General features: G+C 33.7%; 24 protein-coding genes and 2 pseudogenes. 20 read left to right on the top strand and 6 right to left on the bottom strand.

Going from position 1 to position 26,027, the window contains the following annotated elements:
* Positions 1–16: 16 nt before the first annotated feature.
* Positions 17–547: a patatin-like phospholipase family protein gene (locus FAF07_RS04880; RefSeq protein ID WP_142784049.1), complete on the top strand. Its 531-nt coding sequence runs from the start codon at positions 17–19 to the stop codon at positions 545–547.
* Here the strand turns inward: FAF07_RS04880 and FAF07_RS04875 are convergent.
* From FAF07_RS04875 to FAF07_RS04865, 3 genes are all read right to left on the bottom strand, one after another.
* Positions 540–2,270, bottom strand: a complete 1,731-nt coding sequence (locus FAF07_RS04875) for an APC family permease (protein WP_142784048.1) — start codon at positions 2,268–2,270, stop codon at positions 540–542. The two genes, FAF07_RS04880 and FAF07_RS04875, sit on opposite strands and share 8 nt — an antisense overlap.
* Before the next feature lie 372 nt (positions 2,271–2,642).
* Complete coding sequence (locus tag FAF07_RS04870) at positions 2,643–3,179, bottom strand: hypothetical protein (RefSeq protein WP_142784047.1); 537 nt, start codon at positions 3,177–3,179, stop codon at positions 2,643–2,645.
* A gap of 92 nt (positions 3,180–3,271) precedes the next feature.
* Entirely contained in the window at positions 3,272–3,682 is a 411-nt protein-coding gene (locus FAF07_RS04865; RefSeq protein ID WP_142784046.1) for a hypothetical protein, read from the bottom strand.
* Between the two features lie 468 nt (positions 3,683–4,150).
* Between FAF07_RS04865 and FAF07_RS18470 the strand changes: the two genes are divergently transcribed.
* The 11 genes from FAF07_RS18470 to FAF07_RS04815 all read left to right on the top strand — a co-directional run bounded on the left by FAF07_RS18470 (position 4,151) and on the right by FAF07_RS04815 (position 13,421).
* Complete coding sequence (locus tag FAF07_RS18470) at positions 4,151–4,324, top strand: hypothetical protein (RefSeq protein WP_185956518.1); 174 nt, start codon at positions 4,151–4,153, stop codon at positions 4,322–4,324.
* Positions 4,325–4,393: 69 nt separating this feature from the next.
* Positions 4,394–5,068, top strand: coding sequence for a response regulator transcription factor (locus tag FAF07_RS04860; RefSeq protein WP_142784045.1), 675 nt, complete (start codon positions 4,394–4,396; stop codon positions 5,066–5,068).
* Positions 5,069–5,071: 3 nt separating this feature from the next.
* On the top strand, positions 5,072–6,322 hold the full coding sequence (locus FAF07_RS04855) for a sensor histidine kinase (protein ID WP_142784044.1): 1,251 nt from the start codon (positions 5,072–5,074) through the stop codon (positions 6,320–6,322).
* Between the two features lie 90 nt (positions 6,323–6,412).
* Entirely contained in the window at positions 6,413–6,976 is a 564-nt protein-coding gene (locus FAF07_RS04850; protein ID WP_142784043.1) for a carboxypeptidase-like regulatory domain-containing protein, read from the top strand.
* A 43-nt stretch (positions 6,977–7,019) separates the two neighbouring features.
* Positions 7,020–7,457 carry a PepSY-like domain-containing protein gene (locus tag FAF07_RS04845; protein WP_246067774.1) on the top strand — a complete coding sequence of 146 codons (438 nt, stop codon included), beginning with the start codon at positions 7,020–7,022 and terminating at the stop codon, positions 7,455–7,457.
* A 174-nt stretch (positions 7,458–7,631) separates the two neighbouring features.
* Positions 7,632–9,608: an LTA synthase family protein gene (locus FAF07_RS04840; protein WP_142784041.1), complete on the top strand. Its 1,977-nt coding sequence runs from the start codon at positions 7,632–7,634 to the stop codon at positions 9,606–9,608.
* A gap of 1 nt (position 9,609) precedes the next feature.
* Positions 9,610–10,491, top strand: a complete 882-nt coding sequence (locus FAF07_RS04835; protein WP_142784040.1) for a diacylglycerol/lipid kinase family protein — start codon at positions 9,610–9,612, stop codon at positions 10,489–10,491.
* A gap of 114 nt (positions 10,492–10,605) precedes the next feature.
* Positions 10,606–11,181, top strand: coding sequence for a phosphatase PAP2 family protein (locus FAF07_RS04830; protein ID WP_142786535.1), 576 nt, complete (start codon positions 10,606–10,608; stop codon positions 11,179–11,181).
* Between the two features lie 17 nt (positions 11,182–11,198).
* Complete coding sequence (locus FAF07_RS04825) at positions 11,199–11,768, top strand: phosphatase PAP2 family protein (RefSeq protein ID WP_142784039.1); 570 nt, start codon at positions 11,199–11,201, stop codon at positions 11,766–11,768.
* Positions 11,769–11,774: 6 nt separating this feature from the next.
* Positions 11,775–12,374 (top strand): HD domain-containing protein, encoded by a 600-nt coding sequence (locus FAF07_RS04820; protein ID WP_142784038.1) that lies wholly within the window; start codon positions 11,775–11,777, stop codon positions 12,372–12,374.
* Positions 12,375–12,428: 54 nt separating this feature from the next.
* Entirely contained in the window at positions 12,429–13,421 is a 993-nt protein-coding gene (locus FAF07_RS04815) for a phosphatase PAP2 family protein (protein ID WP_142784037.1), read from the top strand.
* A 245-nt stretch (positions 13,422–13,666) separates the two neighbouring features.
* Here the strand turns inward: FAF07_RS04815 and FAF07_RS04810 are convergent.
* The 3 genes and pseudogenes from FAF07_RS04810 to FAF07_RS04800 all read right to left on the bottom strand — a co-directional run bounded on the left by FAF07_RS04810 (position 13,667) and on the right by FAF07_RS04800 (position 15,619).
* Positions 13,667–14,346 (bottom strand): annotated as a pseudogene (locus FAF07_RS04810) (type 1 glutamine amidotransferase domain-containing protein).
* A 43-nt stretch (positions 14,347–14,389) separates the two neighbouring features.
* Complete coding sequence (locus FAF07_RS04805) at positions 14,390–15,022, bottom strand: nitroreductase family protein (protein WP_142784036.1); 633 nt, start codon at positions 15,020–15,022, stop codon at positions 14,390–14,392.
* An 18-nt stretch (positions 15,023–15,040) separates the two neighbouring features.
* Complete coding sequence (locus FAF07_RS04800) at positions 15,041–15,619, bottom strand: TetR/AcrR family transcriptional regulator (RefSeq protein WP_142786534.1); 579 nt, start codon at positions 15,617–15,619, stop codon at positions 15,041–15,043.
* A gap of 205 nt (positions 15,620–15,824) precedes the next feature.
* On the opposite strand from FAF07_RS04800, the gene FAF07_RS04795 reads away from it, so the two are divergent.
* The 8 genes and pseudogenes from FAF07_RS04795 to FAF07_RS04760 form a co-directional block, all read left to right on the top strand.
* Entirely contained in the window at positions 15,825–16,493 is a 669-nt protein-coding gene (locus FAF07_RS04795) for a response regulator transcription factor (protein WP_142784035.1), read from the top strand.
* A gap of 56 nt (positions 16,494–16,549) precedes the next feature.
* Positions 16,550–17,863, top strand: coding sequence for a sensor histidine kinase (locus tag FAF07_RS04790; RefSeq protein ID WP_246067773.1), 1,314 nt, complete (start codon positions 16,550–16,552; stop codon positions 17,861–17,863).
* Between the two features lie 283 nt (positions 17,864–18,146).
* Positions 18,147–22,484 (top strand): CusA/CzcA family heavy metal efflux RND transporter, encoded by a 4,338-nt coding sequence (locus FAF07_RS04785; RefSeq protein WP_142784033.1) that lies wholly within the window; start codon positions 18,147–18,149, stop codon positions 22,482–22,484.
* A 2-nt stretch (positions 22,485–22,486) separates the two neighbouring features.
* A complete protein-coding gene (locus FAF07_RS04780) occupies positions 22,487–23,653 on the top strand; it encodes an efflux RND transporter periplasmic adaptor subunit (protein ID WP_142784032.1) in 1,167 nt (388 codons plus the stop codon).
* The gene (locus FAF07_RS04775; protein WP_142784031.1) at positions 23,654–24,367 is read left to right on the top strand and encodes a VIT1/CCC1 transporter family protein; all 714 of its coding nucleotides are present in this window, start codon (positions 23,654–23,656) and stop codon (positions 24,365–24,367) included.
* 15 nt (positions 24,368–24,382) lie between these two features.
* Positions 24,383–24,871 carry a hypothetical protein gene (locus tag FAF07_RS04770; protein WP_142784030.1) on the top strand — a complete coding sequence of 163 codons (489 nt, stop codon included), beginning with the start codon at positions 24,383–24,385 and terminating at the stop codon, positions 24,869–24,871.
* 117 nt (positions 24,872–24,988) lie between these two features.
* Complete coding sequence (locus FAF07_RS04765; RefSeq protein ID WP_142784029.1) at positions 24,989–25,414, top strand: HD domain-containing protein; 426 nt, start codon at positions 24,989–24,991, stop codon at positions 25,412–25,414.
* Positions 25,392–25,994 (top strand): annotated as a pseudogene (locus FAF07_RS04760) (ATP-binding protein); the annotation flags it as partial. The gene FAF07_RS04765 and the pseudogene FAF07_RS04760, both read left to right, overlap by 23 nt.
* Positions 25,995–26,027 lie beyond the last annotated feature (33 nt).

Raw genomic sequence — 26,027 nt, 5'->3', positions numbered from 1 at the left:
CTCTAAAAACTTTCGGATGCTAGTGACCTATCTAAAAGATTTTTTGAAAAACCATATAGCTAATAATAAGTTTGAAGAATTAAAACTGCCTTTACACATTTGTGTTTCTAATATCAACTCGGGGAAATTCGAGATAACCTCACAAGGTGAGTTGTTTGAGGTTTTAGCGGCATCTTGTGCGTTGCCTCTATTGTTTAAGGCGGTCATAATTAATGGAAACACATACGTAGATGGTGGATTATTAAATAATCTTCCAGTAGAGCCATTATTAAAACATTGCGAGAAAGTAATAGGAATTAGTGTTTGTCCTCACGAAACTAGAGATGAAATAAGAGGATTCAGAAATATTGCCGAGCGATGTTTACAGCTTGCTATTTGGGGAACAATGCAACATCGCCTGCACCAATGTAATATTGCAATCGAAATCAAAAAGTCTTTTAAATATGGGATGTTCGACGTAAAAAGATCCAACGAACTTTTTGATATAGGCTATGAAGCTACGATGGAAAGTATAGATGAAATAAAACAAAAACTTTACATTAAATGATTAGTCGAACTTCTCCCAATTCTTGAATCTTATAGGGAAACTTATATCCAGGTGAGCCAATAAACATAAAATTGCTAGGAATATGCCAGCGCTCTGAAAGCTCATTAATTTTTTCGGGACCGAAAGTTCCAGGTTCTTCAATAAATTCTATATTGATTTCGGGATAGGCTCTATCAAGAACTTTTACATCATTAATTAAATTTTTTGCTATGCTTTTATTTTTATCAAGTACCGCCACAATTTTAATTTTTCGCGTAGGCTCATTATTTTTTATATAAAGCATTACTTTATTGAGAGTTGCAATATCATCATGATTGGTAAAATATACAAACTGTTGGTTATTTATTTCTGCTAAAAGTTGCTTTGTTTTTTTGTTCAACATTTGAAATAAAGTGCCTTTATCAGGAAATAGATACGCAATAATTTTTAAGAATAGTTTGTAGATATGTGTTCTGTATAGCATAAAATAAACAACAGCTAAAGTGGGCAGCAAATATTCAATGAAAATAGCGAGATATTGTGGGTTTAAAACAATATTACCAATAATAGCCGCTATTACAGCAGCTATAGCAATAAACAAACCAAGCCAACTTGACCGCTCTGGTCTAGGTAACCTTGAACGATTTACCTTAAGTAATAAATTACCAATACCAAACAGCACCATTACCGAGAGAAAGGCAATAGTATAAACACCGGCCAATTTCGCAAGGTCTCCCTTAGTGACTAAAAGAATTGAAGCACACAAAATGAAGAAGAGAATGAATATCAAATAAAAACTTCCACGATTATTTTTTTTCAATAATACTTTTGGTAGTATGCGATCCAGAGTCATACGCTGCATTAACCCACCTACACCTACAAAAGACGTTAATACAGCTCCGCTCAAAACTAAAGCAGCATCAATACCAATTAGTAATGAGAGCCAATTGCCAGAAGCGGTATTACCTAAAACAGAAAGTAAAGCATCTTGGTTAGCTATAACATTATCCATCGGTAATATGGCCAAAGCCAGAAAAGCGATTAATGGATTGAAAATGGTAACAACAATCCACATATTTCTTAAGGTTTTCGGAAATACTCCTTTTTCTTGTTCTTCAACATAATTGGCAGAACTTTCAAATCCACTAATACCTAGCATAGCAGCTGAAAAGCCTAAAAATAGAGCACTCACAATACCACCTTTAACAGGAGTATTAAAATTTGCAAACAATGTTGACGTCCCATTCTGCCAGAAAAAGTAAAGACAAAATCCGCAGAGGAGTGTTAGAGATAAGAGATGAAAAAGGAAAATGGCAATAGCAACTTTTGATGATTCTCCTATTCCAATGATTACCAATCCCATAAATAGCAACATCAAAACAATAGTTGACGGAATAATAGGAACTACAGACCAGATACTGTGCATATATTTTACTGCTTCACTCGCTGATATTACCGCAGTTGCCATATAAGACAATACCGTTAGTGAGGCTGCCAATGATGCTGTAGATTTTTTTGTGGTGTTTAAAAGCGCATTATATGCACCACCATTTAACGGAAGTGCACCAACAACCTCCCCATATATTTTTCTAAAAAAGAATAATACAGTTGCCACTATAAGTAGTGATATCCAAGCATACTGACCAGCATATACAATAGCAAGTGCCGAGACGTATAAACAGGATGAACTTATATCGTTTCCACAAATGGCAGTAGCTTCGATTTGGTTAAGTTTTTTTTGCATTAACAATAATAATTAAATTTTAATCTAAAGATTCTCTGACCCTTGGGTCGGGGTTTCCTGTTTACCTCTCCTTGGGAGAGGTCAGAACTGCCATTTTCAGCAGTTCTGGGTGAGGTAAAATACAAAATTTCGGTTTTTGGCCCTAAGGCCAAAATGAAACCGGCAAAACACCCCTACGGCTTGCCTCGGGGATAGTCGGTTTCAAGAAATTTTTTATTATAATAATAAAATAGCAGTATTGAAATGTTGTATTCCACCAGAAGGAAAAAATAAGCAGGATACAAATTTTCAAGTTTAAAATAGAAAAGGTTGAACGATTTCAACCTTTTCTAACATAACCACAATGAAAAAAAGACTTCTTTTTATAGCTATTTAAGCAAATTTAAGAGAAGTCTTTTTAGTTTTAGGTTTTTTTAAATTTGTAGAGTCTTTGGTTAACAAATCATTCACTTTTTTCATCCAACTATCTGCTTGAGCTAGTTCGCCATTTGGTTGTGAACTATCATTATAATCATAAAACTCAAATTGTTCAATTACATTATTTGCTATAGAGGTGAACTCTAATGCAATTCTTTGTATGGTCTCATGATTTGATTTACTGTTTCTTAAGCGTCTAGTCTCTTTTTTTACTTCACAAGATTTTATCTTATTAAGATCTACTTTTTGAAGATACCCTCCTTCTGGAGTCTTTTTGTAGTAGTATATTTGTTTGGCAGCACTGTCTAATCCAATCGCAAAATCGTTGTTTATTACATAATCTGTTAGTGTACCATTATGCCGTGAAATGCCATTTTCCAAAGCTTTTTTAAGCTGTTTTATTTTTTTCTTAGTACTACCATAAAGAAGTATAAATGGCAATATACATATTACTATTAGGGTTGTTGTAATAACAATCATTCCTGTTTCCATAATGTTTAATTTTTGTGATATAATTTATATTGAATTTGCATAGTCCCGTTCGAAACTATGCATATTTTAATCGTAAGATGAAACACTATTAATTACCAGAAGGAATGAAAGGGAAAGATAATTTCTTTATTGAAGGATTTATTAAAAAAATCTCGGTTGTAATTTTGAAGGGTATTGCCATAGGCTAAAGATAACTTGCGGCTTCTATGAAGGAGACCATCAGTTTTCGATATCTCATCATCACATGATAGAGGTAGATTATCAGGGTGTGATATGCTCACTAAAGATTCTGCTTCAGTATCAATGTAAAGATACATTCCCATAGTGGATAAGGACTGTACTCCATGACTTTTTTCAACCGAATTATGAATAGGGATTTCTGAAAACGACACGTTTTCTGTACTAACTGATACTTTGAACAGCACAGAAAGAAAAAGAAAACCTATGATGTATTTAAACATTTTCATGAAGAAATAATGGCTCGATTTTAAGTTCGCAATCATAATTATTAAAATTAATATCACTAAACTTATTTAACAAAGTAAGTACTAAAAATTGAAGGTGTATTTATAATTATGTTAAATTTATCTAAATTTATATTAGAAAACATTTTATTTTATGCTTTTAAATTAATGTTTTACATGCCTTTAAAATTACTTATCTACAAAACGCAAAAAAAAAATCTAGAGCTACTCATAATAAAGAAATCCAAGCATATCATATAGCTTATACAAGTTGATTGAATTTTTTGCCACACTTCAAATTTAATAAAGAAATCTTAAGTGAATTTAAAGAATTAAAAAGTCAATACGAGCCTGTCGTTTTTAAGATTTGAACAAAAGAAAAGTCCATTTATTAAAAGAAAAACTTTGTAATTAGAGTATTACGTTATATGATCTATGCATTAGTTATGATGGTAATATCTGTATTTTGGATTATTATCGTTGATTGACGCATTCTATAAAGCCTGTATGATTCTAGCAGGAGTAGGGCCAGTAGCAACTATGGCAAATGATTTGGCTAAGTTATTTGCCTCTTTTTATGCCTTATTTAGTGGGACTGCTTTTTTTAGTATCATCGTAGTGGTTATGGCTCCTATAGTTCATCGATTTCTACATATTATAAATTCTGATAACATAGAATAAATTAGGGTATTTCATCTTTAGAATAAATTTAGAATCGAATAGTAATTTTATTGTCTTAAATTTATAGAGATGAAATATCTAATAGCTGAAGACGAACTCGATTTACAACAATCCATAGTTACGTATCTACAACGTGATGGCAATATTTGTGAAGTTGCTTCAGATTTTGGTGAGGCTTTAGAAAAAGCAGCTATTTACGATTATGACATTATTATTCTTGATATCAACTTAATTTCTGGAAGCGGTCTTGATGTGCTTAAAACCATTAAAAAAGAAAAGAAAAGATCTGGAGTTATTATCATTTCAGCGAATAATTCGTTGACAGATAAGTTAGAAGGGCTAGATTTAGGAGCAGATGATTACATCACCAAACCCTTCCATTTAGCAGAACTAAACTCTCGTATCAATGCAGTGCTTCGTCGTGGTAAATACGGTGGCGACGAGATTATGGAGTTCAATGAAATAAGGATAGACACCAAATCAAGAACAGCGTATATAGATGGTAAAGCAATGCCGTTAACACGAAAGGAATACGATTTGCTCGTATTTTTTATATCCAATAAAGGACGCGTACTCTCAAAAGAAATTATTGCAGAGCATCTTTGGGGCGATGATAGTGATTTACTCGATAATTTTGATTTTATTTATGTCCACATCAATAATTTACGCAAAAAGTTAACTGCTGAAGGTGCAAAATATATTAAAACTGCTTATGGAAGTGGTTATAAATTTATAGAAGATTAGTACGTGACTAAAAAAACGAAACTCATAAAAAAAACTTCTAAAACTTTCCTTCTAACAGGTTTGTTCTTAGCGTTATTGAGTTCAATTGCGTTATATGTTTATACTAAAACCCTTTTAGAAAGTGAAGTTGAAGAAGTACTATATTCAACCGAAGTCAGAATTGTAGATGCTTTAGAAAAGAACCATACCCTTTACTCTTTGCCGCCTGTTATGGAAGTCAAAAAAGTAGAGCGTTTAGGCAAAGAGATATTAAAAGACACTATTATTTACGATCCTTCCGAGGATGAAATGGAATTGTTCCGGGAACTTTCAACCTACAAAGTAATAAATGGAACAAACTACCAAATAACTATAAGAAATATGGTGGTAGAGTCTGAAGACTTTTTATTGGCCATAGTTATTTCCAATATAGCTATATTCGTTTTGGCATTTATTTTTCTTTTTTATTTTAATACAACCAGAAATCTTAAATTATGGAGCCCATTTTTTAAAAATTTGGAGCAGATGAAACGTTTCTCTTTAACTTCAAAAGTACCCATTGAACTTATAGATAGTGATGTGCTAGAGTTTTCAGAATTAAAAAATGAAATTTCTTTACTCACAAATAAAGTGAGGACAGATTATGAGAGTTTAAAACAATTTACAGAAGATGTCTCTCATGAAATGCAAACACCATTAGCAATCATTCAAGCAAAAATTGACAATATCATTAACGAACATGAAATTAGCGATAAGCAATTTGAGCAAATAACCTCTATCCAAAAGGATATACAACGCTTAAAACAACTTAATAAACGCATCACGACGTTAACTAAAATTGATAACAGTCAATTTGTAAATATTGAAAATATTAATTTAACAGATTTGATAAATGAAAAGATTGAAAGCTTTAAAGAGCTTCAATTTGTAAACCTAGTTCATACATCAAAAAAAGAATTATCCGTTTCTATGGATGGGTATCTTGCAGATATTTTGATTAATAATCTGATTTCAAACGCTATCAAACACAGTAAAAAGGAAGAAGATATTACAATTAAAACAAAAGATAACTTTCTTATCATTTCAAATTTTGGAGAAAAAGCTTTAGTACATCCCGAGAATTTGTTTTTACGCTTTTATAGAGAGTCCAACGGTTACCAATCCACAGGACTTGGATTGGCAATCGTTAAGAAAATATGCGATTTATATGGGTTTAAAATCTCATATCAATTTGAGATTGACCATCATGTGTTTTCAATAGATTTTTCAAAATAATAGCTTTTCAGTTTTAATACTAAAAAGTTGATTCCTTTAATATCTCTTTAGATTTCATTACTATTTTGCCCTATTTAAATTGAAAATCTAGTGATAAAATACACGTCTACAATTATTCTACTCTTTTTTTTATTTCTTGTAAACGCTCAAGAAACAATAACTATTACCGGTCAAATTATAGACCAAGAAACCCAGCAAATATTGCCTTTTGTTAGTGTTTCTGTAAATGATGAAACTACCAATGCTATAGTCATGGGAACAATAACTGATGACAATGGTCGGTTTGAAATTAAGGATTTAAAAACAGGAAAGTATACCGTAAATATTACCTATTTGGGTTTTGAAGCTGTACAGCGAAAAATTGCTTTTGGCGGATTGAACCCAATTTTCGATTTAGGAAAAATAGAACTCAAGCCATCTGCGGAAGCGTTGGACGAAGTGACTATTCAAGCAAAAAGAACAACCGTAAATTCGGCACTAGATAAAAAAACCTTTAGTCTTGACGATAATGTGGCACAATCTGGTGGTTCTGTGGTCGATGCAATGAAAATAATGCCTGGAGTTGCTTGTGACCAAGACGGAAAAGTGGTGTTGCGTGGTAGCGAGATTTTCTTTAAATCATCTTTAGAATTAGGAAATATATTTGTGTTATAATTCTTAAAATTAAACTCTAATGAAAAAAATTACATTACTAGCTTTGGCTGGTATATTATTAAGCTTTATTGCCTGTGACAAAGATGCTTCTACGCCTCAAAAAGTAAAAGATGCATTTACTACAAGATTTCCTAATGCAACAGATGTAGAATGGGAAAAAGAATCGGACACCGAATGGGAAGCAGAATTTAAGCTCGACGGAAAAGAGCATACTTCAAATTTTATGCAAAATGGTACTTGGGTAGAGACGGAATATGAAGTTGCCGAATCTGAAGTCCCACAAGTTGTTATGGATCCACTTAATGCTAACTTTGAAGGTTATAATATTGAAGACATGGAGCTTTCTGAAACTGCAACTGGAACAGTCTATGAATTTGAAATAGAAAAGGGAGAAGATGAGATGGAAGTAGTAATAAATTCTAGCGGTAAAGTTGTAAAACAAGAAGTAATAAAGGGTGATGGTAAAGAAGATAATGATTAGTGTTTAATTAAGTTTTTCATAGATGATTGGTTGATTGGTTGATTGGTTGAAAAAGCCCAGGGCTGTGTTAGCTTTGGGCTTTTTCTTTTTTAGAATAGGCACTTCTTAGACTTTAAATTTTCTTTAGAATCACATAGTACTTTCGGCATAAATTAATATAGAACCCATTAGTTAATGCTTGAAATTTTCCCGAAGCGATTTGCGTTACTTAAAGCCTATATAGGCTTGTTTTTAATTTTATCGTTTATAGTAAGATTAAGTTTCTTGATTTGGAATTTTTCCGAAGTAGACAAAAACTTTTTCACATTGGGGAACACCTTTCTAATTGGATTTTTGTTCGATATTGCGACGATTTCATTTTTTGCAATTCCGTATCTTATTTATTTACTCATTTTCCCGAAACGGATCTACGGTTCCATTATAGATAAAGCGATTACCTATTTTGGATTCTCAATTGGAGTACTTATTCTATTCTTTTCCTTTTTTGGAGAGTTTACATTTTGGGATGAATTTCAAAGACGTTATAATTTCATTGCGGTTGATTATTTGATTTATACTTATGAGGTTGTAAAGAACATCAACGAGTCCTATCCATTACCTGTGCTTATTGCTAGTATGCTTTTATTAGTGCTTACAAGTATTTTTATTATATATAAATTAGGATATTTTCGTAAGACCTTTATAAGTGAAACTACATTTAAACCTAAATTGATAGCATTCATTCCCTGGTTGTTTATTGTAACAATAAGTGTATTTTTTGTAACAAACAAGCAAGCTGATTTTTCTGGAAACCGCTATAATAACGAACTCGCAAAATCTGGTATTTACTCATTTTTCGCCGCTTTCAGAAATAATGAATTGTCTTATAACGAATTCTACAAAACCATTCCGGAAGAAGAAGCTTTTCAAACGGTTAAAGCTAGTTATTTGGATTCAAAAAATATACTTGTAAATCCAGATGAAGATGCTATTTACAGGTCAATTGTGAATTCAGATAGCATTTCGCAACCAATGAAACCCAATGTCATTTTTATTTGTATAGAAAGTTTAAGTGCCGATTTTTTAAAGGCATTTGGGAATAAAAATAATATCACACCAACGTTAGATTCCCTAGCAAATAACAGCCTGTTTTTTGAAAACCTATATGCCACAGGAACACGAACCGTTAGAGGTATGGAAGCCATAACCCTATCCATTCCACCAACACCTGGTCGTAGTATTGTAAAACGAAAAAACAATCAAGGTCTGTTTACCATTGGCCAGGTGTTTAAGCAACAAGGTTACGAGCGTAATTTCTTTTATGGTGGCGATGGCTATTTTGATAATATGAATACGTATTTCGGGGGCAACGGATTTAGTATTGTCGATAGAGGGCGAGGATTTTTATTAGATAAAAGCATTACCACAACTCGCACGAATATTGAAGATGACGAAGTGACTTTTGAGAATGCTTGGGGAGTTTGTGATACTGATATTTACAACAAAGTACTCAAAGAAGCAGACAAAGCCCACGAATCTGGGAAACCATTTTTCGACTTCGTAATGACCACTTCCAACCACAAACCCTATACGTATCCAGAAGGCAAAATTGATATTCCGTCAGGTACAGGCAGACATGGAGCAGTAAAATATACCGATTACGCTATTAACGAATTTATAAAAAAAGCGCAACATAAACCGTGGTTTAAAAATACTGTTCTTGTAATCATGAGCGACCATTGTGCCAGTAGTGCTGGACGGTGGGAGTTGGATGTGAAGAACTATCACATTCCTGCATTAATTTTCAACTTGCCAAATCAACAACCTAAAAAAGTAAACAAACTAGCTTCACAAATTGATATATTTCCCACCCTGTTTTCGACTTTACATTGGGATTATAAATCTAATCTCTTCGGAAGGGATATCCTATCCATGCAACCTGATGACGAAAGAGCATTTATAGGAAACTACAGAAAATTAGGCTATCTAAAGGACGATAAGATATTGATATTGGATGAACAGAAAAACGCACATTTCTATTCTTGGAATCCTACGGATAATAGTTTGAGCGCAATTCCTTCCGAAGTGAGATTTGAAAAGAGAAGCATCTCATTTTATGAGGTTGCAGATGATCTGTATAGAAATGAAGGTCTAAAAATTAAGAGTAAATAAAGTGATAGATATCCATTTCATTGTAAACCCAATTGCAGGCTCCGGACATCATAGTTTTTCTGAACCATTTCTTCAAGATTACTTTGAAGCAGATAAGTACAACATAACCATTAAATCTTCTGGATATAAAGGACACGCCATTGATTTAACAATGGAGTCCATCCGTCAGCAAGCTCATATTATTGTCGCCTGTGGTGGAGATGGTACTATAAACGAAGTCGCTTCTGCTTTGGTGGGGACAAATATCCCTTTAGGTATCATCCCAGTTGGTTCGGGAAATGGATTGGCTTGTAACTTGAAGATTCCGAAAAATATAAAAAAAGCACTTTATATTATTAAAAACAATCATTCCACAACGATAGATGTCGGTGGTGTGAATCAACGTTACTTTTTTAGTAATCTTGGTTTTGGTTTTACCGCCAATGTTATAGAAAACTATGAAGCGTTGCAAAAAAGAACATTAGTGTGCTATATAAAAGCAACCTTAAAATCATTTCAGCAATTTTCAAACAAAGAAGAAATCATCATTTCTATCGATGATAATATAGAGGTGGTTAACCCGTTTTTAATTTTCGTTTCAAACTCAAACGTTATGGGTTATAACATGAGCCTTACACCCAAGGCGTCTTTGAAAGATGGTCTTTTAGATGTTATCATAGTGCCAAGAATCAGCAAGTTAAAGATGTTGTTTTTTGGATTTTGTATGTTCATAAAAAAACCAGAAATACTTAAAGAAGTCAAATGCTATCAAACAAAAAAAATGAAATTATCTCGAAAACAAGGTGCTTATTTTGAGTCACAGATTGATGGCGAAATATCAAAAATTAATGATGTTACACTTTCAATATCCATTAAAAAAGAATCTTTAAGTGTTTTAATATAAGCCGGCTAATTTATCAGAATTATAGCTTTAAATTTTCTTAAGATTTCCCATTTACTTTTAATATAAAATAATCTGCATATAAAAAAAGCTACTTTAATCAATACCCCTAATTTGATGATATTAAAGAATATAAAAATTTTATCGCTTTTATGTGCTGTTTTGTTTTTTACATCTATTCCACTACAAGCACAAGACACCAATGAGACGAAACCACAGGTTGGAACAACTCAAAAAATAGGCGATGTTATCCTCTTTGCACTACCCATAGCCACAGTAGGAACATCCTTTATTATTGGAGATGAAAAAGGCGCTTGGCAATTTACAAAGGGGCTTATGCTAACCGAAGCTGTTACCTATGGTTTAAAGTATAGTATAAACAAACAGCGACCAGATATGAGTAATGACAATGCTTTCCCATCCGGTCACACATCCACGACGTTTCATAGTGCGGGATATATACATAGACGGTATGGGTTTAAATATAGTATTCCAGCCTACGTACTTGCAGGCTTTACAGCAGCAAGTAGGATTGATTCAAAAAAGCACGATATCCTTGATGTATTGGCTGGAGCAGCTATTGGTCTTGGTAGTAATTTACTATTCACCACACAATACCAGCAGGAACACATGGAGCTCACTTTTAATAGTAGTGATGGAGACTATATGCTAGGTTTTAAATATAAATTCTGACTAACTCTGAAATTTTAATGAAACAAATAGTTTACTTATTAATAGGTGTACTACCGTTTTGTATGTTAGCGCAAGAAGTCGATACACCTTCAGAAATAAGAAGGGAAACAGGCTATCAGTTATTTGGGGATTATGCACAACATGCGCCTGCATTGACGTCACTAATCATGATTGTTGCAAAAAAAGACAAAAAGGGATTTTGGCAGTTTGCTAAATCTTATGGCACGACATTAGGTGTAGCCTATGTACTAAAATATGCGATAGATAAACCAAGACCAGATGGTAGAACAGATGGCAAAGCGTTTCCATCAGGACATACAGCTGTTGCCTTCTCTGGAGCATCCTTTTTACAAAGGCGTTATGGTTGGGAATATGGAATCCCTGCATACGCAGTAGCAGGTTTAGTAGCTTATACCCGAATAGAAGGTATTGATGATAGGCATGATGTATGGGATGTTTTAGGAGGAATGGTCGTAGGAGTTGGAAGTACATATTTATTTACCACACCATATAAAAAAGAACATTATGAGTTATCGTTTAAAAGTGGTAATGGTGAATATTTAGTTGGGCTTACATATAAATTTTAAACAGACATGAATGCACAAGTAAATAATATTAAAAAACATTGTCTCGATTTATTGACACATAGCAGATGTAAGGTGTTACCATTTCATAGCAATAAACACACGCTAGAAGTTTTTGAAAATGTAGAAACTATAGGGAATTATGAAGGTATAAATGGCGAAGAAATTGAAATATTAAAAATCGCTGCATTATTTCATGATACGGGTATTTCCCAAGATTATGTGGGTCACGAAAGTATTGGTGCTAATTATGCCCATGATTATTTAAGTGAGTTGGATTATTCAAATAGTGCTAAAGTTCAAATATTGAATTGTATTATGGCAACTAAAATGCCCCAAAATCCTGAAACACTACTCGAATGTATTATATGTGATGCTGATTTATTTCATTTGGCTAGTAGTAACTACATTTTTAAAAACGAATTATTACGGGAAGAGTGGAAAACCTATATGGATTTAATATTTACCGATGAAGAATGGTATCAATTGAATTTGGAATTTCTTGTAAATCATAAATATTACACAGATTATGGCAAGAATGTGCTTCGAGAAAAGAAGCAGAAGAATATCATGTTAATGGAAAAATTAAAAGCGGGCGTTATGGCTTAAACCATTAAAAAAGAGATTAACAATGGTTATTGATAATTAACATTACATTTATTTATGAAGCAGAATTACAATTATAAAAATTTGTTTAGAGCATCAATATTCATTAGTTGTTTCATAATCTCAAACACAAATCACGCACAACAAATTGAAGTATCCCAAACGTTCGAAATTAGTAATGGTGTAACTTACACTTATAATAAGCCTAAGTTTTTTGATGTGTTTAGGTATGTGCCAAGTGATATTTATGAATTTGGTAAATTCACAGTCCAGAAAGAAAATCTGTTATGGACAGGAATGGCAGTTGGTGGCACGTTAGCTTTATTGCCTTTTGACCAAAAACTATTGGATAATGCACAAGAACTAGGAGAACCTTTAGGATTGGAGGAAGATGTTAGCTATATAAGAGTTCTTGGTATAGAATTCCTTCCAAAGGATATTAATGGAACAATTTATTATTTAGGAAATGGTCTAACGCCAATACTGCTAAGTGGTGGTTTTTATATTGCTGGAAAAATTAATAACGATTATCGCGCATTGAATGTGTCGAGTGAATTAATAGAGGTGTTAATTTCCTCTGGAGTAAGTACGCAAATACTAAAAAGAATCACAGGAAGACAAAGCCCAAGTGCAGCAATTGAAAGTGGAAACCCAGGAGGACATTGGAGGCCTTTTCCAAGTTTTAAAGCCTACCAAACCAATACACCAAATTACGATGCCATGCCATCAGGACACATGACAACCTATATAGCAACTCTTACTGTAATAGCCACTAACTATCCAGAAGTAAAATGGATTAAACCAGTAGGCTATTCTTTAGCAGGTATAATGGCTTTTCAAATGATGAGTACAAGGGTGCACTGGGCATCAGATTATCCATTTTCTATTTTGATGGGATATATTATTGGGAAAAATGCAGCTAACCGTAGAATTAAAAAAGAAGTTAAACGTGATGTTACTGGCGAAATAATCGAACCACGATTTAAGACCGATTTCACTTTTACGTCTACTTCTGAACATAAAATGGCAGGTGTTAGGATTACGTTTTGATTTGGCTCAATTCATAAATATATTGAATTTTGAAATTTCATTGATTATGAGGATTATTTCTTTGATACAATTAACGTATAAAGCCTTTTCTAAAACATCTAAGAATTGCATAATCACTAAAGCAATGCTTATGAATTATCGAAATTGATTGTTCTAACTATGTGATGATAGATATTAATTAAACAAAAAAACAGCCTAAGCAATTTGCTTAGGCTGTTTATCTTTTTAAATAAATAGGCTATTATTTATCCTAGCATTTCCAGTAATCCCTCAGCAACTAACTCAGATGAAGCTGGGTTCTGTCCAGTTATTAAATTACCTTCTTGAACCGAATATGGATTCCAATCATCTCCCTTAGAATAAATTCCCCTATTTTCTTTCAACATATCTTCTACTAAGAAAGGCACTACATCTGTTAATTGTACGCCAGTTTCTTCAGTATTAGTAAAGCCAGTTACTTTTTTTCCTTTGACTAAAGGATTTCCGTTAGCGTCTTTAGTATGTTTGAAGACAGCAGGTGCGTGACATACGGCTCCTACAGGTTTATTGTTGTTGTAAAAACTTTCAATTAACGCAATAGAGTTTTTATCTTCTGCAAGATCCCATAATGGCCCGTGTCCTACTGGATAAAAAACAGCATCATAATTTGCTTGATTTATGGTGTCAAGTTTCAATGTCTTACTTAATACCGCTTGTGCTTCTTGATCCTTATTGAAACGTTCTGTAGCTGGTGTACTAAAATCTTCAGTAGCACTTTTAGGTCTATTGGTGGTTGTCCACCCTTAGGTGAAGCTAAAGTAACAGCAACGCCTTTATCTTTTAATAATTAGTATGGGCTTGCAAACTCTTCAATCCAAAATCCTGTTTTCTCTCCTGTGTTTCCTCATTGGTCGTGACGTGTAAGCACGAATAAAACTTTTTTCATAATTATTATTTTTACTTCTGGAATAGTTCAGAATGATTATTATTTAATCTACTACAGTTACTAAATCCTCGGTACTCTTTCTCACTTTAACAAGATTTACTAACCAATCTTCTTTTGGAGCTCTCTTTCCTATTGGTAAGAGGACAGCACTGCGTAATCCTTTTTCTCTTAGTTCTAATATTTTATCTACAGCAGAAGGATCAAAACCTTCTAGAGGTGTTGCATCAACTCCTTCGTAAGCAGCAGCTGTTAGAGCTAAAGCAAAAGCGATATAGGCTTGTTTTGCTGCGTGGTTAAAGTTTTCTTCTGCGTCTTTTTGAGGATAAGAGTCTAACAACATTTGTCTGTAATTTTCCCATCCTTCGTTTTTAAATCCACGTACCTCATTAGTAAGGTCAAACATATAGTTAATTCTATCTGCTGTGTACGTATCCCAAGCCGCAAATACCAAAAGATGAGAACAGTCTGTGATTACAGATTGATTCCAAGCGATTGGTTTAATCTGTTCTTTAATTTCTTGATTTGTAATAACAAATATTTCAAAAGGTTGCAATCCACTTGAAGTTGGTGCTAAACGTGCAGCTTCAATAATTCTATCTATTTTTTCTTGCGCTACTTCTTCGCCATTCATTGCTTTAGCAGCGTATCGCCATTTTAATTTGTCTAATAATTCCATTTTTATGTAGTTTCTTTTTTATAATTTAATACTGTTCCAAGCTGCTTGATAAGCCTCTTCAATATGGTTTTCTTCTATTTTAAATGCTCCTTGTTGCTGCATTACTATTAAAAATGATAATGGATTAATGGTATAAGCATAAAGTAAATAATCTGATATAGGTTTGATGATCTGCTCATCCTTACCGCGTTGCCATAAATCAAGTAATGGTTGCAGATGTTTAATTCCTTCTTGTCTACTTGCTTGGTCAATGATGGGCGTATGGTCACATTGGGCTAAAAACATAGCGTTTTCTAATTGTTTAGTCTTGAACTTTGCAATTTGTTTCCAAACAACTTCAAAACCTTTTACAACAGGCATACGCTCTGAGTAAGATTCAAATGCATAAGCCGTAAATGCTTCTTTAACCTCTATATATACTTTATTTACAAGGTCTTGTTTGTTTTCAAAATATAAGTAAATAGTAGCTGGAGATACATCTGCCATTTTTGCGATTTTTGAAATTGGTGTAGCGTGAAAACCATTATTATTAACCAATGAGATAGTTGCATCAACTAATGCCCTTCTCTTTATTTCACTTTTCGATAATTCAGTCATCTGATAAATTCTCATACAAAAATACGGATAAAAATGAATGTTCATTCTTTTTTGTGATAAGCTTAAGAATTTAAAGGTGAGAATATGTAAGTATTCCGTTCTCATCAATATATTTTTGCAAAAAGAATGTATGATAAATTAAATTTTAAGCAAATCTTAAGAAACAACTAATAATACTTTAAATTTAAGAAATCATTTTTGTAGTATGCGAATACTAATAGTAGAAGACGAGCCTGGAATATTTAGCTTTCTAAAGCAAGGCCTAGAAGAAGAATCCTATGCCATAGACATTGCAGAAGATGGGAAAAAAGGACTGGAATTAGCACTTTCTGGTGAATATGACTTGTTACTATTAGATTGGATGATTCCTGGGTTGAGTGGAATTGAAGTATGCCGTCAATTTAGAAAGCAATTTAAGGAAACACCTATTATATTTTTAACCGCAAGGGACACATTAGACGAGACGGTTTTTGGACTTCAGGCTGGTGCTAATGATTATATTAAAAAACCCTTTCATTTTGAAGAACTACTGGAACGCATAAAAGTGCAATTACGACCGAAATCTGGTGAACATTCCATTTTCAAAATTGGAAATATCACTCTCAACACTTCAACATATCAAGTGCTTAAGGGAACTGAAGAAGTAAGTTTAACACAGAAAGAATTTGCTTTACTGGAATACTTATTACGTAATAAAGGTATGGTTTGTAGAAGGTCTCGAATAATTGAAAGCGTTTGGGATATCCATTTTGACTATAATACAGGTGTTATAGATGTGTTTATAAATGCACTTCGCAAGAAATTGAAATTAGGAAAGGACGAAAACTATATCCAGACTGTTAGAGGCGTTGGTTACATTGCTAAGGAAATATGAATTTAAGTTTTAAAAATAGAATAGCGCTACATTATATGATTGCGACTGCTATAATAATGGCAGTAGCCTTTACATCTGTTTACTTTGTTGTTAAAGGTGTTGTGTATCAAAATTTGGATAGCGACCTGTCTTTTGAAGCAGAAAAGCATACAGAAGAAATGAAAATAGTTGGGGACAGTATCAAAATAAAAAACAAAAAAGAGTGGGAAGAAAGAGAACATAGAGAAGTTCAGGTAAACCCTGTTTTTATTCAAATTTTGGATAAGAACGGGACATTTATGGATAAATCCCCAAACCTTAAAGAAAACCAACTCGATTACAATACTAAAGCGAATTTTGGCGGAAGCTATAATGAGATTCTCAATAATAAACCCATTAGACAGATTCAATTACCAATAGAAGAAGATGGTAAGATAAAAGGTTTTATCGTAGCGGCTATGTCATTGGAAGCTTCACAAATGGTATTACTTAATTTAAGAAATATTCTACTTTTTGTCTACTTACTTCTTTTAGCGAGCCTCTATTTTATTTCCAAATACATAGCTGGTAGAAGCATCATACCTGTTAAGAACGTAACAGAAACAACCAATAGAATTACAAGAAACAACTTAAACGAGCGCGTTGCACTTCCCCAAAATAAAGATGAACTTTTTGATTTGTCTTCTGGAATAAATGATTTATTGCAGCGTATTGAGAATGCGATGGAAAGAGAACGTCAGTTTACATCAGATGCTTCTCACGAATTACGTACACCTTTAGCAACCTTAAAAGGCACATTAGAGGTTTTAATTCGCAAGCCAAGGGAACGAGCAGAATATGAAGAGAAAATCAAGTTCAGTCTTTCAGAAATAGACCGAATGACTGCTACATTAGAGCAACTTTTACTTTTGGCAAGATTGGACACAAATTCACAAACTACCAATAAGGCTTTAATTCCCTTAGCGGCTTTAATCGACGAAATTCTTTCAAGACACAAAAAACAGATATCAGAAAAGAAGCTTTCTGTAAATTTTAAAAATGATATTGAAAAAGAGACGTTAGTACCTCAATATTTTAGCAATTTAATATTGGAAAATATTATTAGCAACGCGATAAAATATACCAAGGATGCTACCAAGATTTATATTTCAATTACACAATTGGACTCTAAAACTGTTTGTAAGGTTCAAGATGAAGGAATAGGAATTAAAAAAGAAGATTTGAACAATTTATTCAATCATTTCTTCAGATCAGATGCTTTAAATCATAAAAATATCTCTGGTAATGGATTAGGGCTGTCGATTGCAAAAAAGGCTGCTGATGCTATTGGTGCAAGTATTGAAGTAGAAAGTAAATTGGGCATCGGAACTATTTTTTCTGTTCATTTTTAAGCCAATCTTAAGACTTTCCTTAGATACTCTTTAAACTACAGAATTACATTTACAAAAGAATTAGCCACATTATTGAAAAAAAATAGATTCTCTCTTTAAATTTTTGGTTTTTTTGGTTGGTTTTTATTGGTTAGTGGTTGCAAAAGCTTTGGGAACTCTCAAGGCTTTTGCTTTTTGTTATTAAGAGGAAAAACAATCTTAAGTCAATCTTAAGAAACAGTTTAGAATACACTTAGATATCACGTCTACATTTGTTCTATTCTTTTTAATAAACCACCAGAAAATGTTAGAACGTATTATCCAATACAGTATTCATCACAAACTAATTGTACTGTTATTTACCGCAGGAATCGTTGGATTCGGCTTGTATTCCCTCTCCAATATTCCTATTGGAGCAGTTCCAGATGTAACCAATAATCAAGTTCAGGTCATTACGACTTCAAGAACTTTATCGACCGAAGATGTTGAGAAGTTTTTGACGTATCCTGTAGAGTTAGAAATGGCAAATTTACCAGGAGTAAAAGAAATCCGTTCTATCTCCAAGTTTGGACTATCAGTAGTTACTGTTGTATTCGATGATGAAATGGGTACTTACCTACCTCGTCAACTTATCGCTGAAAAAATTAAAAGTGCCGAAGAAAAAATTCCAGAAGGTTTTGGCAAACCCTTTATGGGCCCTGTTTCTACAGGTCTTGGTGAAATTTACCAATATGTAATCGATGTAGATCCCAACTATAAAGATCAATATTCATTATCTGATGTGCGTACTATTCAGGATTGGGTTGTAAAACGGCAGCTTTCTGGAATACCAGGTGTTGTAGAAGTAAATACTTGGGGAGGTTACTTAAAAACCTATGAAGTGGCTGTTAATCCAGAACGTCTACGTTCAATGGATGTTTCTATTTTCGATGTTTTTAACGCTCTTGAAAAAAACAATAGCGTTGCTGGAGGTGGTTATATTGAAAAAATTAATGAAAGTTATTTTATAAGAGGTGAAGGCTTAGTGTCTTCAATAGAGGATATTGAAGATATTGTTGTTACTAATAAGGGAGATGTTCCTGTTTATGTTAGAGATGTTGCTACTGTAGGCTTCGGACACGCCAATCGTTTCGGAGCAATCACAGGAAATGGTGAAGGTGAAAAAGTACTGGGGCAAGTAATGATGCTTAAAGATGCTAATTCCAATGCCGTAATCGAGGCAGTAAAACAACGTGTGGCAGAGATACAATCATCATTACCTACAGGTATCTCAATTAACCCATTTTTAGAACGAAGTGAGCTTATTGCCAAAACAACATTCACAATTGCCGAAAACCTAATTTTAGGATGTTTAATCGTAATTTTTGTTGTGGTTTTACTTTTAGGAAACCTGCGCTCAGGCTTAGTTGTGGCTTCGGTTATTCCATTATGTTTATTGTTTGCACTTTCTCTAATGTACATTTTTGGAGTCGATGCCAACTTGATGAGTTTAGGAGCTATCGATTTTGGTATTATCATAGATGGCGCTGTAATTATTGTAGAATTTATCGCTTTTAAAATCACGAGTCAGCGTTCTAAACTTTTAGCACTTCCAAAAGAAGAAAGACAGGGATTAATTGATAAAATAACCTATCAAGGTGCCACAAAAATGATGAATTCCGCAGTATTCGGCCAATTAATCATCATCATTGTTTTTATCCCTATTCTATCTCTAGTCGGCGTAGAAGGAAAAATGTTTCGTCCTATGGCATTGGTATTCTGTTTTGCCCTCATTGGCGCAATGCTGTTATGTTTTACCTACATACCTGTAATGGCTTCTATGTTCATTAAACCATCGAACACAGAAAAGAAAACCATATCGTCCAGACTCATTGCTTTGTTAGAAGATAAATACCAGCCTACTATTGCTTGGGCTTTGCGCAAAAAGACATTGGTGTTAAGTATGGCTATAGGTTTATTGGTTTTTACAGCATTTTTATATTCCAGAATGGGCGGCGAGTTTGTTCCAACGCTAGATGAAGGCGATTTTGTAATCCAGCCTGTATTAAAAACGGGAATGTCCTTGAGCAAAACCATTGAAGCCACTACTCAAATAGAAAAAATATTAAAACAATTTCCAGAAGTAGAACAAGTAGTAAGTAGAATTGGAGCTGCCGAAGTACCAACAGACCCAATGTCTATGGAAGAAAGTGATGTTATTATAAAATTGAAACCAAAAGGCGAATGGACATCTGCCGAGTCTAAAGACGAATTAGCAGATAAATTTAAAGAAGCCTTATCCAATGAAATAGCAGGTGTGGATTTTGAATTTACCCAACCTATCGAAATGCGATTTAATGAATTGATTACGGGAGTAAGAGCCGATTTAGCTATTAAAGTTTTTGGAGAAGATTTAGATGTTTTATACAGAAAAGCATTAGAAATAGAAAAGGCTATTCAAAATGTAGAAGGAGCTGCGGATATTTCCGTAGAAAAAACAGCAGGACTACCTCAAATGTCAGTAAAGTATAATCGTCAGAAAATCGCTAAATATGGATTGAATATTGAAGACTTAAATAAAGTCATCACAATGGGCTTTGCAGGAATGCCAGCAGGAACAGTGTTTGAAGGAGAAAAACAGTTTGATTTGGTATTACGTTTTGATACTGGTCACAGAAAAGATATTGAAAACTTAGAGACAGCATCAGTTTCATTACCCAACGGTACAAAATTACCACTTAGTGAATTTGCTAATATTACCTACACTAAAGGACCAGCAAAAATTTCCCGTGATAATACCAAGCGTCGTATCGTTGTAGGTGTAAATGTTAGAAACCGAGATTTGGAATCTGTTGTAAAAGATGTTCAAGCAATAATTGAAAGAGATGTTAAGATTCCAACCGGATATTCTATAAGCTATGGAGGTCAATTCGAAAACCTAAGAACCGCATCGGCACGATTAAAAGTAGCTGTACCAATTGCATTAATATTGATTTTTGTCCTGTTGTATTTTGCTTTCGATTCTGTAAAAGAAGCCTTAATGATTTATAGTGCCATTCCATTATCCGCTATTGGTGGTGTTATGCTACTTTATATGAGGGATCTTCCTTTTAGTATTTCGGCAGGTGTTGGGTTTATTGCACTTTTTGGTATTGCAGTACTAAATGGTATTGTACTGATTGAAGAATTCAAGGAACTAAAAGCACACGGAGTTAGCAATATTAATAAGCGAATTTTAATGGGAACAAAAAACAGATTGCGTCCAGTATTATTGACAGCAGCAGCAGCAGCTTTAGGGTTTTTACCGATGGCAATTTCAACTTCCGCAGGTGCAGAGGTTCAAAGACCCTTAGCGACAGTAGTTGTTGGTGGGTTAATAACTGCTACAGCATTAACGCTTGTGGTATTACCAATTTTATATGCAATGTTTGATAGAAAAGGGCATCATCCTAAAAAGAAAACTAAAGTAAATCTAAAGGCTCTAAGCATTATGCTTTTACTGTTTTTACCATTTTTCGGAAGAGCTCAACAAAATCCTGTAAATGCAGAACAGACTGTAAAAATAGCAATTGAGAATAATAAAGGGCTTCAAGCTTACGCGAAAAAAATTAACCAATCTGAACAATTAGTAGGAAGTGCTTTCAATTTAGATAGAACACAAGTTTACTATAGTTATGATCAAAATAACATTGCAGAAAACGGTTTGCCTTTAAAGGTTTTGGGCATTAGTCAATCACTTCAATTTCCAACTATTTATGGTGCACAACGCAAAGTAGAAAAACAAAAAGTAGCGTTAACAACTCAGCAGTATCGGATAAACGAAAGAATATTGACTAAAGAAGTTAGTACGGCATATTACAACGTAGTCTACAGTAATAATCTGGTCAAACAGTATATGTATTTAAATAGTTTATATAGTCAGTTTGCTAGAGCAGCAAAGAAAAGATATGATGTCGGCGAAACTAATTTATTAGAAAAGCTAACTGCAGAAACAAAACAAAAAGAAATATCTATCGCACTTGCTCAAGCACGAGAAGACGTCTCTAAAGCCTATACAATGCTTAATCAATGGGTGCAAAGTGATTCATTATTTAAGGTTATAGAAGATGTGCTACCAAGATTAGAGTTAAAGGAATTTAGTCTAGCAGATCATCCAGGTCTGATGTATTATAATTCGGCAGAAAGTTTGGCTAAATCTTCACTTTCATTAGAGCGACAAAAGCTATTACCTGATTTGCACTTATCCGCATTTCAGGGGACTAACAATGGTGCTAATGCAAGAAACTATAATGGTTTTCAAGTAGGTATTGCTGTACCATTATGGTTTGGAGCACATAAATCAAAAATCAATGCGGCAAAGACAGAAACATTGATTATAGCTAATGAATTTGAAAACTATAAAATCCAGTTACAATCAAAATACGATGGCTTACTTTCTAATCTGAAAAAGTTTCAAGAAACTGTTGATTATTATGAAAATACGGGAAGAAACCTTTCAAAAGAATTAACAACAACTGCTTCAAAAGCGTTTCAAAATGGCGAGATAGATTTCTTGCAATATGTGCAACTTTTGGAAAGTGCAAAAAATATTGAAATCAATTATTTACAAAACCTAAACAAGTATAACAATACAGTTTTAGAATTAAACTACTTAACCAATTAACAATGAAAAACACAAACAAAAAAATATCTAATTCTATATACCTCAAGGGGCTTTTATTGGTAGCAATAATGGTTTTAGCTTCTTGTAATTCAAAAGAGAAATCTGAAACTGCAAATAGTGAGGCAACTGAAACAGCAGAGGATACAGATGTAATTGTCATAACAGAAAATCAGTTTATATCAGGCAATATGGAGGTTGGAAAAATAACAACTCAACCATTTAATACTGTAGTAAAAGCGAACGGTATGTTTGCCGTTCCACCAGAAAATCAAGCAGACGTAAGTGCCTATTTTGCGGGATACGTAAAAAATATTAGCTTATTGCCTGGAGATGCAGTCAAAAAAGGCCAGACATTATTCACGATTGAAAATCCTGAATATGTACAAGCACAACAAGATTTTTTAGAAGCCAAAGGACGCTTGAACTATTTAAAGTCAGACTATGAGCGCCAAAAAGAATTGATGGCAGATAACGTTACATCCAAAAAGAATTTCCTAAAAGCAGAATCAGAATATACTGTGACTTTAGCACAATACCAGTCGCTGAAAAAGAAGTTAAGCCTGATGAACATTAATCCAAACACCTTGTCTGGAGAAAACATTCGTTCGGTCATCAGCGTGCCTTCCCCTTTGTCGGGTTATGCAACAACAATTAATGCTACTAAGGGAATGTATTTAAACCCTTCAGATGTTGCTATTACAGTTACAAATACAGACGATTTACACATAGAGTTGAAGATTTTTGAAAAAGACCTTCCAATGGTAAAAGAAGGATTACCTATTAATGTGCGATTGCAAAACGATATGAGCAATGTTTATAAAGGAAAAGTGCATTTAGTAAACAAAGCAATTAATATTCAAGACAGAACCATAAATATTCACGGAGATTTGGTTAATAAAAGTGACGCAAAGTTATTTGCCCCAGGAATGTATATAGAAGGAGAGATTTTAACCACAACGACAGAATATTTTGCGTTACCAGTTGAAGCTGTTGCCAATATTGATAATGATTATTTTGTTTTGGTTAAAGAAAACGGGACAAATTTTAAAAGGGTATTAGTGAAAGTTGGGACTACAAATAATGGTTTTATACAAATAGTAAATGCCAATGATTTTGATCCAAACACAGAATTTTTGACTAAAGGAGCATTTAATCTAATTACTGAATAGATGACAGAAAAAACAGAAGAACTAGACAATTATTTAGACAGCCATTACATTCACAGAAGTAATTGGTTAAGAGCAGCAGTACTTGGAGCTAATGATGGTATTTTATCTACAGCCAGTCTTGCAATAGGTGTTGCAGCTGCGAGTGCGATACGAGAGCCTATCATTTTAGCAACATTGGCAGGACTTGTTGCTGGTGCTATATCAATGGCAGCTGGCGAGTATGTTTCTGTAAGTTCACAAACAGATATCGAAAAAGCTGATATTGAACGTGAAAAGCAAGAACTAGATGAAATGCCAGAAATCGAATTACAGCGATTAGCAGAAATTTATGAAAAAAGAGGACTAAAAAAAACAACGGCATTAACTGTAACTAAAGAATTAACAGAGCACGATGCTTTAGGCGCACATATTAGAGATGAATTAGGAATCAATGAAATAAGTCAAGCTCAACCTATTCAAGCGGCTTTTGCATCTGGAGCAGCATTTACAATAGGAGGATTACTTCCTTTTTTAGTAACGCTTTTTCTGCCTTTGCAACGTATGGTATATTCTATCTACGGTTTTGCGCTATTTTTCCTTATTGTTTTAGGAGCATTAGCAGCTAAAACTGGTGGTTCAAGTATTGTAAAAGCAATTGTCCGTATCACATTTTGGGGAACTGTCGCAATGGGTCTGACTGCCATAGTTGGATATCTATTTGGAGTAAACATTTAAACAAAACATAAAATTATGAACGACGCACATTTTCATTTAGTAGTAAATCATCTTCCTATTGTGGGAGTATTGATTGGTTTTTTGGTATTACTTGTAGGTTATATTATTAAAAAACCTCAAATTAAAAACACAGCACTAGGCATTTTTATATTTAGTGCCTTCACAGCAGCAGCAGCTTTTTTAACAGGTGAAGGAGCTGAAGAAATCGTTGAGAACTTACCTGGAATTAGCGAAACATTAATTCATAAGCACGAAGAGTACGCAGAATTGTTTTTGACTATAATGTTGATTTTAGCAGGAGTATCGCTAACAACTTTGTTTTTAGAATATAAAAAGCTTCCATTCTCTAAATATGGCTTTGTTGCGGTTTTATTGCTTTCAATTACCTCAATAGGGATTTCTAAATATGTAGGAACAAGTGGTGGTGAGATAACACATATTGAAATTAGAAGTGATGCTAATGTGATTCAATTAGATGCACAAGATGACCACGACGATGATTAACAACGTTTCTAAATATTGCACAGACTTGCTTACGACTTCAAAAGGTAAAGAGGTACCATTTTAATCTTAAACATACTAAAAGAAGTAGTACAAAACGTAAAGCACTTATGTGCGGCAATGGATATCAATCACGAGGACACTGAGGTTTTGCTTACTGCTGCTTGGTTTCACGATACTGGTTTTTCTAAAACATACAAAGACCACGAAGACGAAAGCAAAGTGATTGCAAATAGATTTTTGAATGAACTAGAAGTCAATAATGACTTTATTGATAAGGTCTGTAATTGTATTGACGCTACAAAAATACCACAATGCCCAACAAATGCATTAGCCGAAGTACTTGGTGGTGCAGATATATTCCATATAAGTAACTCGCATTTCTTTTACAGAAAGCCATTACTACGCAGGGAATGGGAAGTGTTCTGTGATAACAAGTTAGTAGATTTGGATTGGCACAAGCTTAATTTAGAATTTTTAAAGAAGCACCATTTTAGAACCGCTTATAGCATAAAGGTTCTGGAACAAAGTAAACAGGAAAATTGAACGTTTAACCAAAGTAGCTAAGTTTAGATACAAAACTGTTGTTGAGGATATTGATTATGGTGACAATAGAAATATCAATAAAAATCCACTAAAACGCTTCTCAGAGTATGATTTTATAAAAAACAATGAAAGTATACTTATTACAGGAAGTACAGGTGTTGGTAAAAGCTATATGGCTTTAGCTCTAGGCTATCAAGCTTGTTCCCTGGGCTATAAAGTTATGTATTTTAATACCCATAAACTGTTTACTAAATTAAAAACATCAAAAGCTGATGGCTCTTATATGAAAGAAATTAGTAAGTTGGAAAAACAAGATTTATTGATACTCGATGATTTTGGATTTAGAGCACTAGGCAGTGTTAACAGATGCTTTTTTATGGAAATTATTGAAGATAGACATGGAAAGAAAGCCACTATAATTGCTTCACAATTACCTGTGGAAGCATGGCATCAAATCATTGGAGGGCAAACTATTGCTGATGCCATTTTGGATAGAATTGTACACTCTGGCCATAGATTCCCCTTTGTGGTTTATAGCGGTTGGGTAACGGTAGCTAGTATTGCAAATGTCGCGTCTTAATTAGTTAAAGTGGAGTGGCATGGGTTTGGGCTG

This window comes from Changchengzhania lutea, assembly GCF_006974145.1.
GTDB classification, from domain to species: Bacteria; Bacteroidota; Bacteroidia; order Flavobacteriales; family Flavobacteriaceae; genus Changchengzhania; species Changchengzhania lutea.
This window is presented reverse-complemented; position numbering and strand designations above follow the sequence as displayed.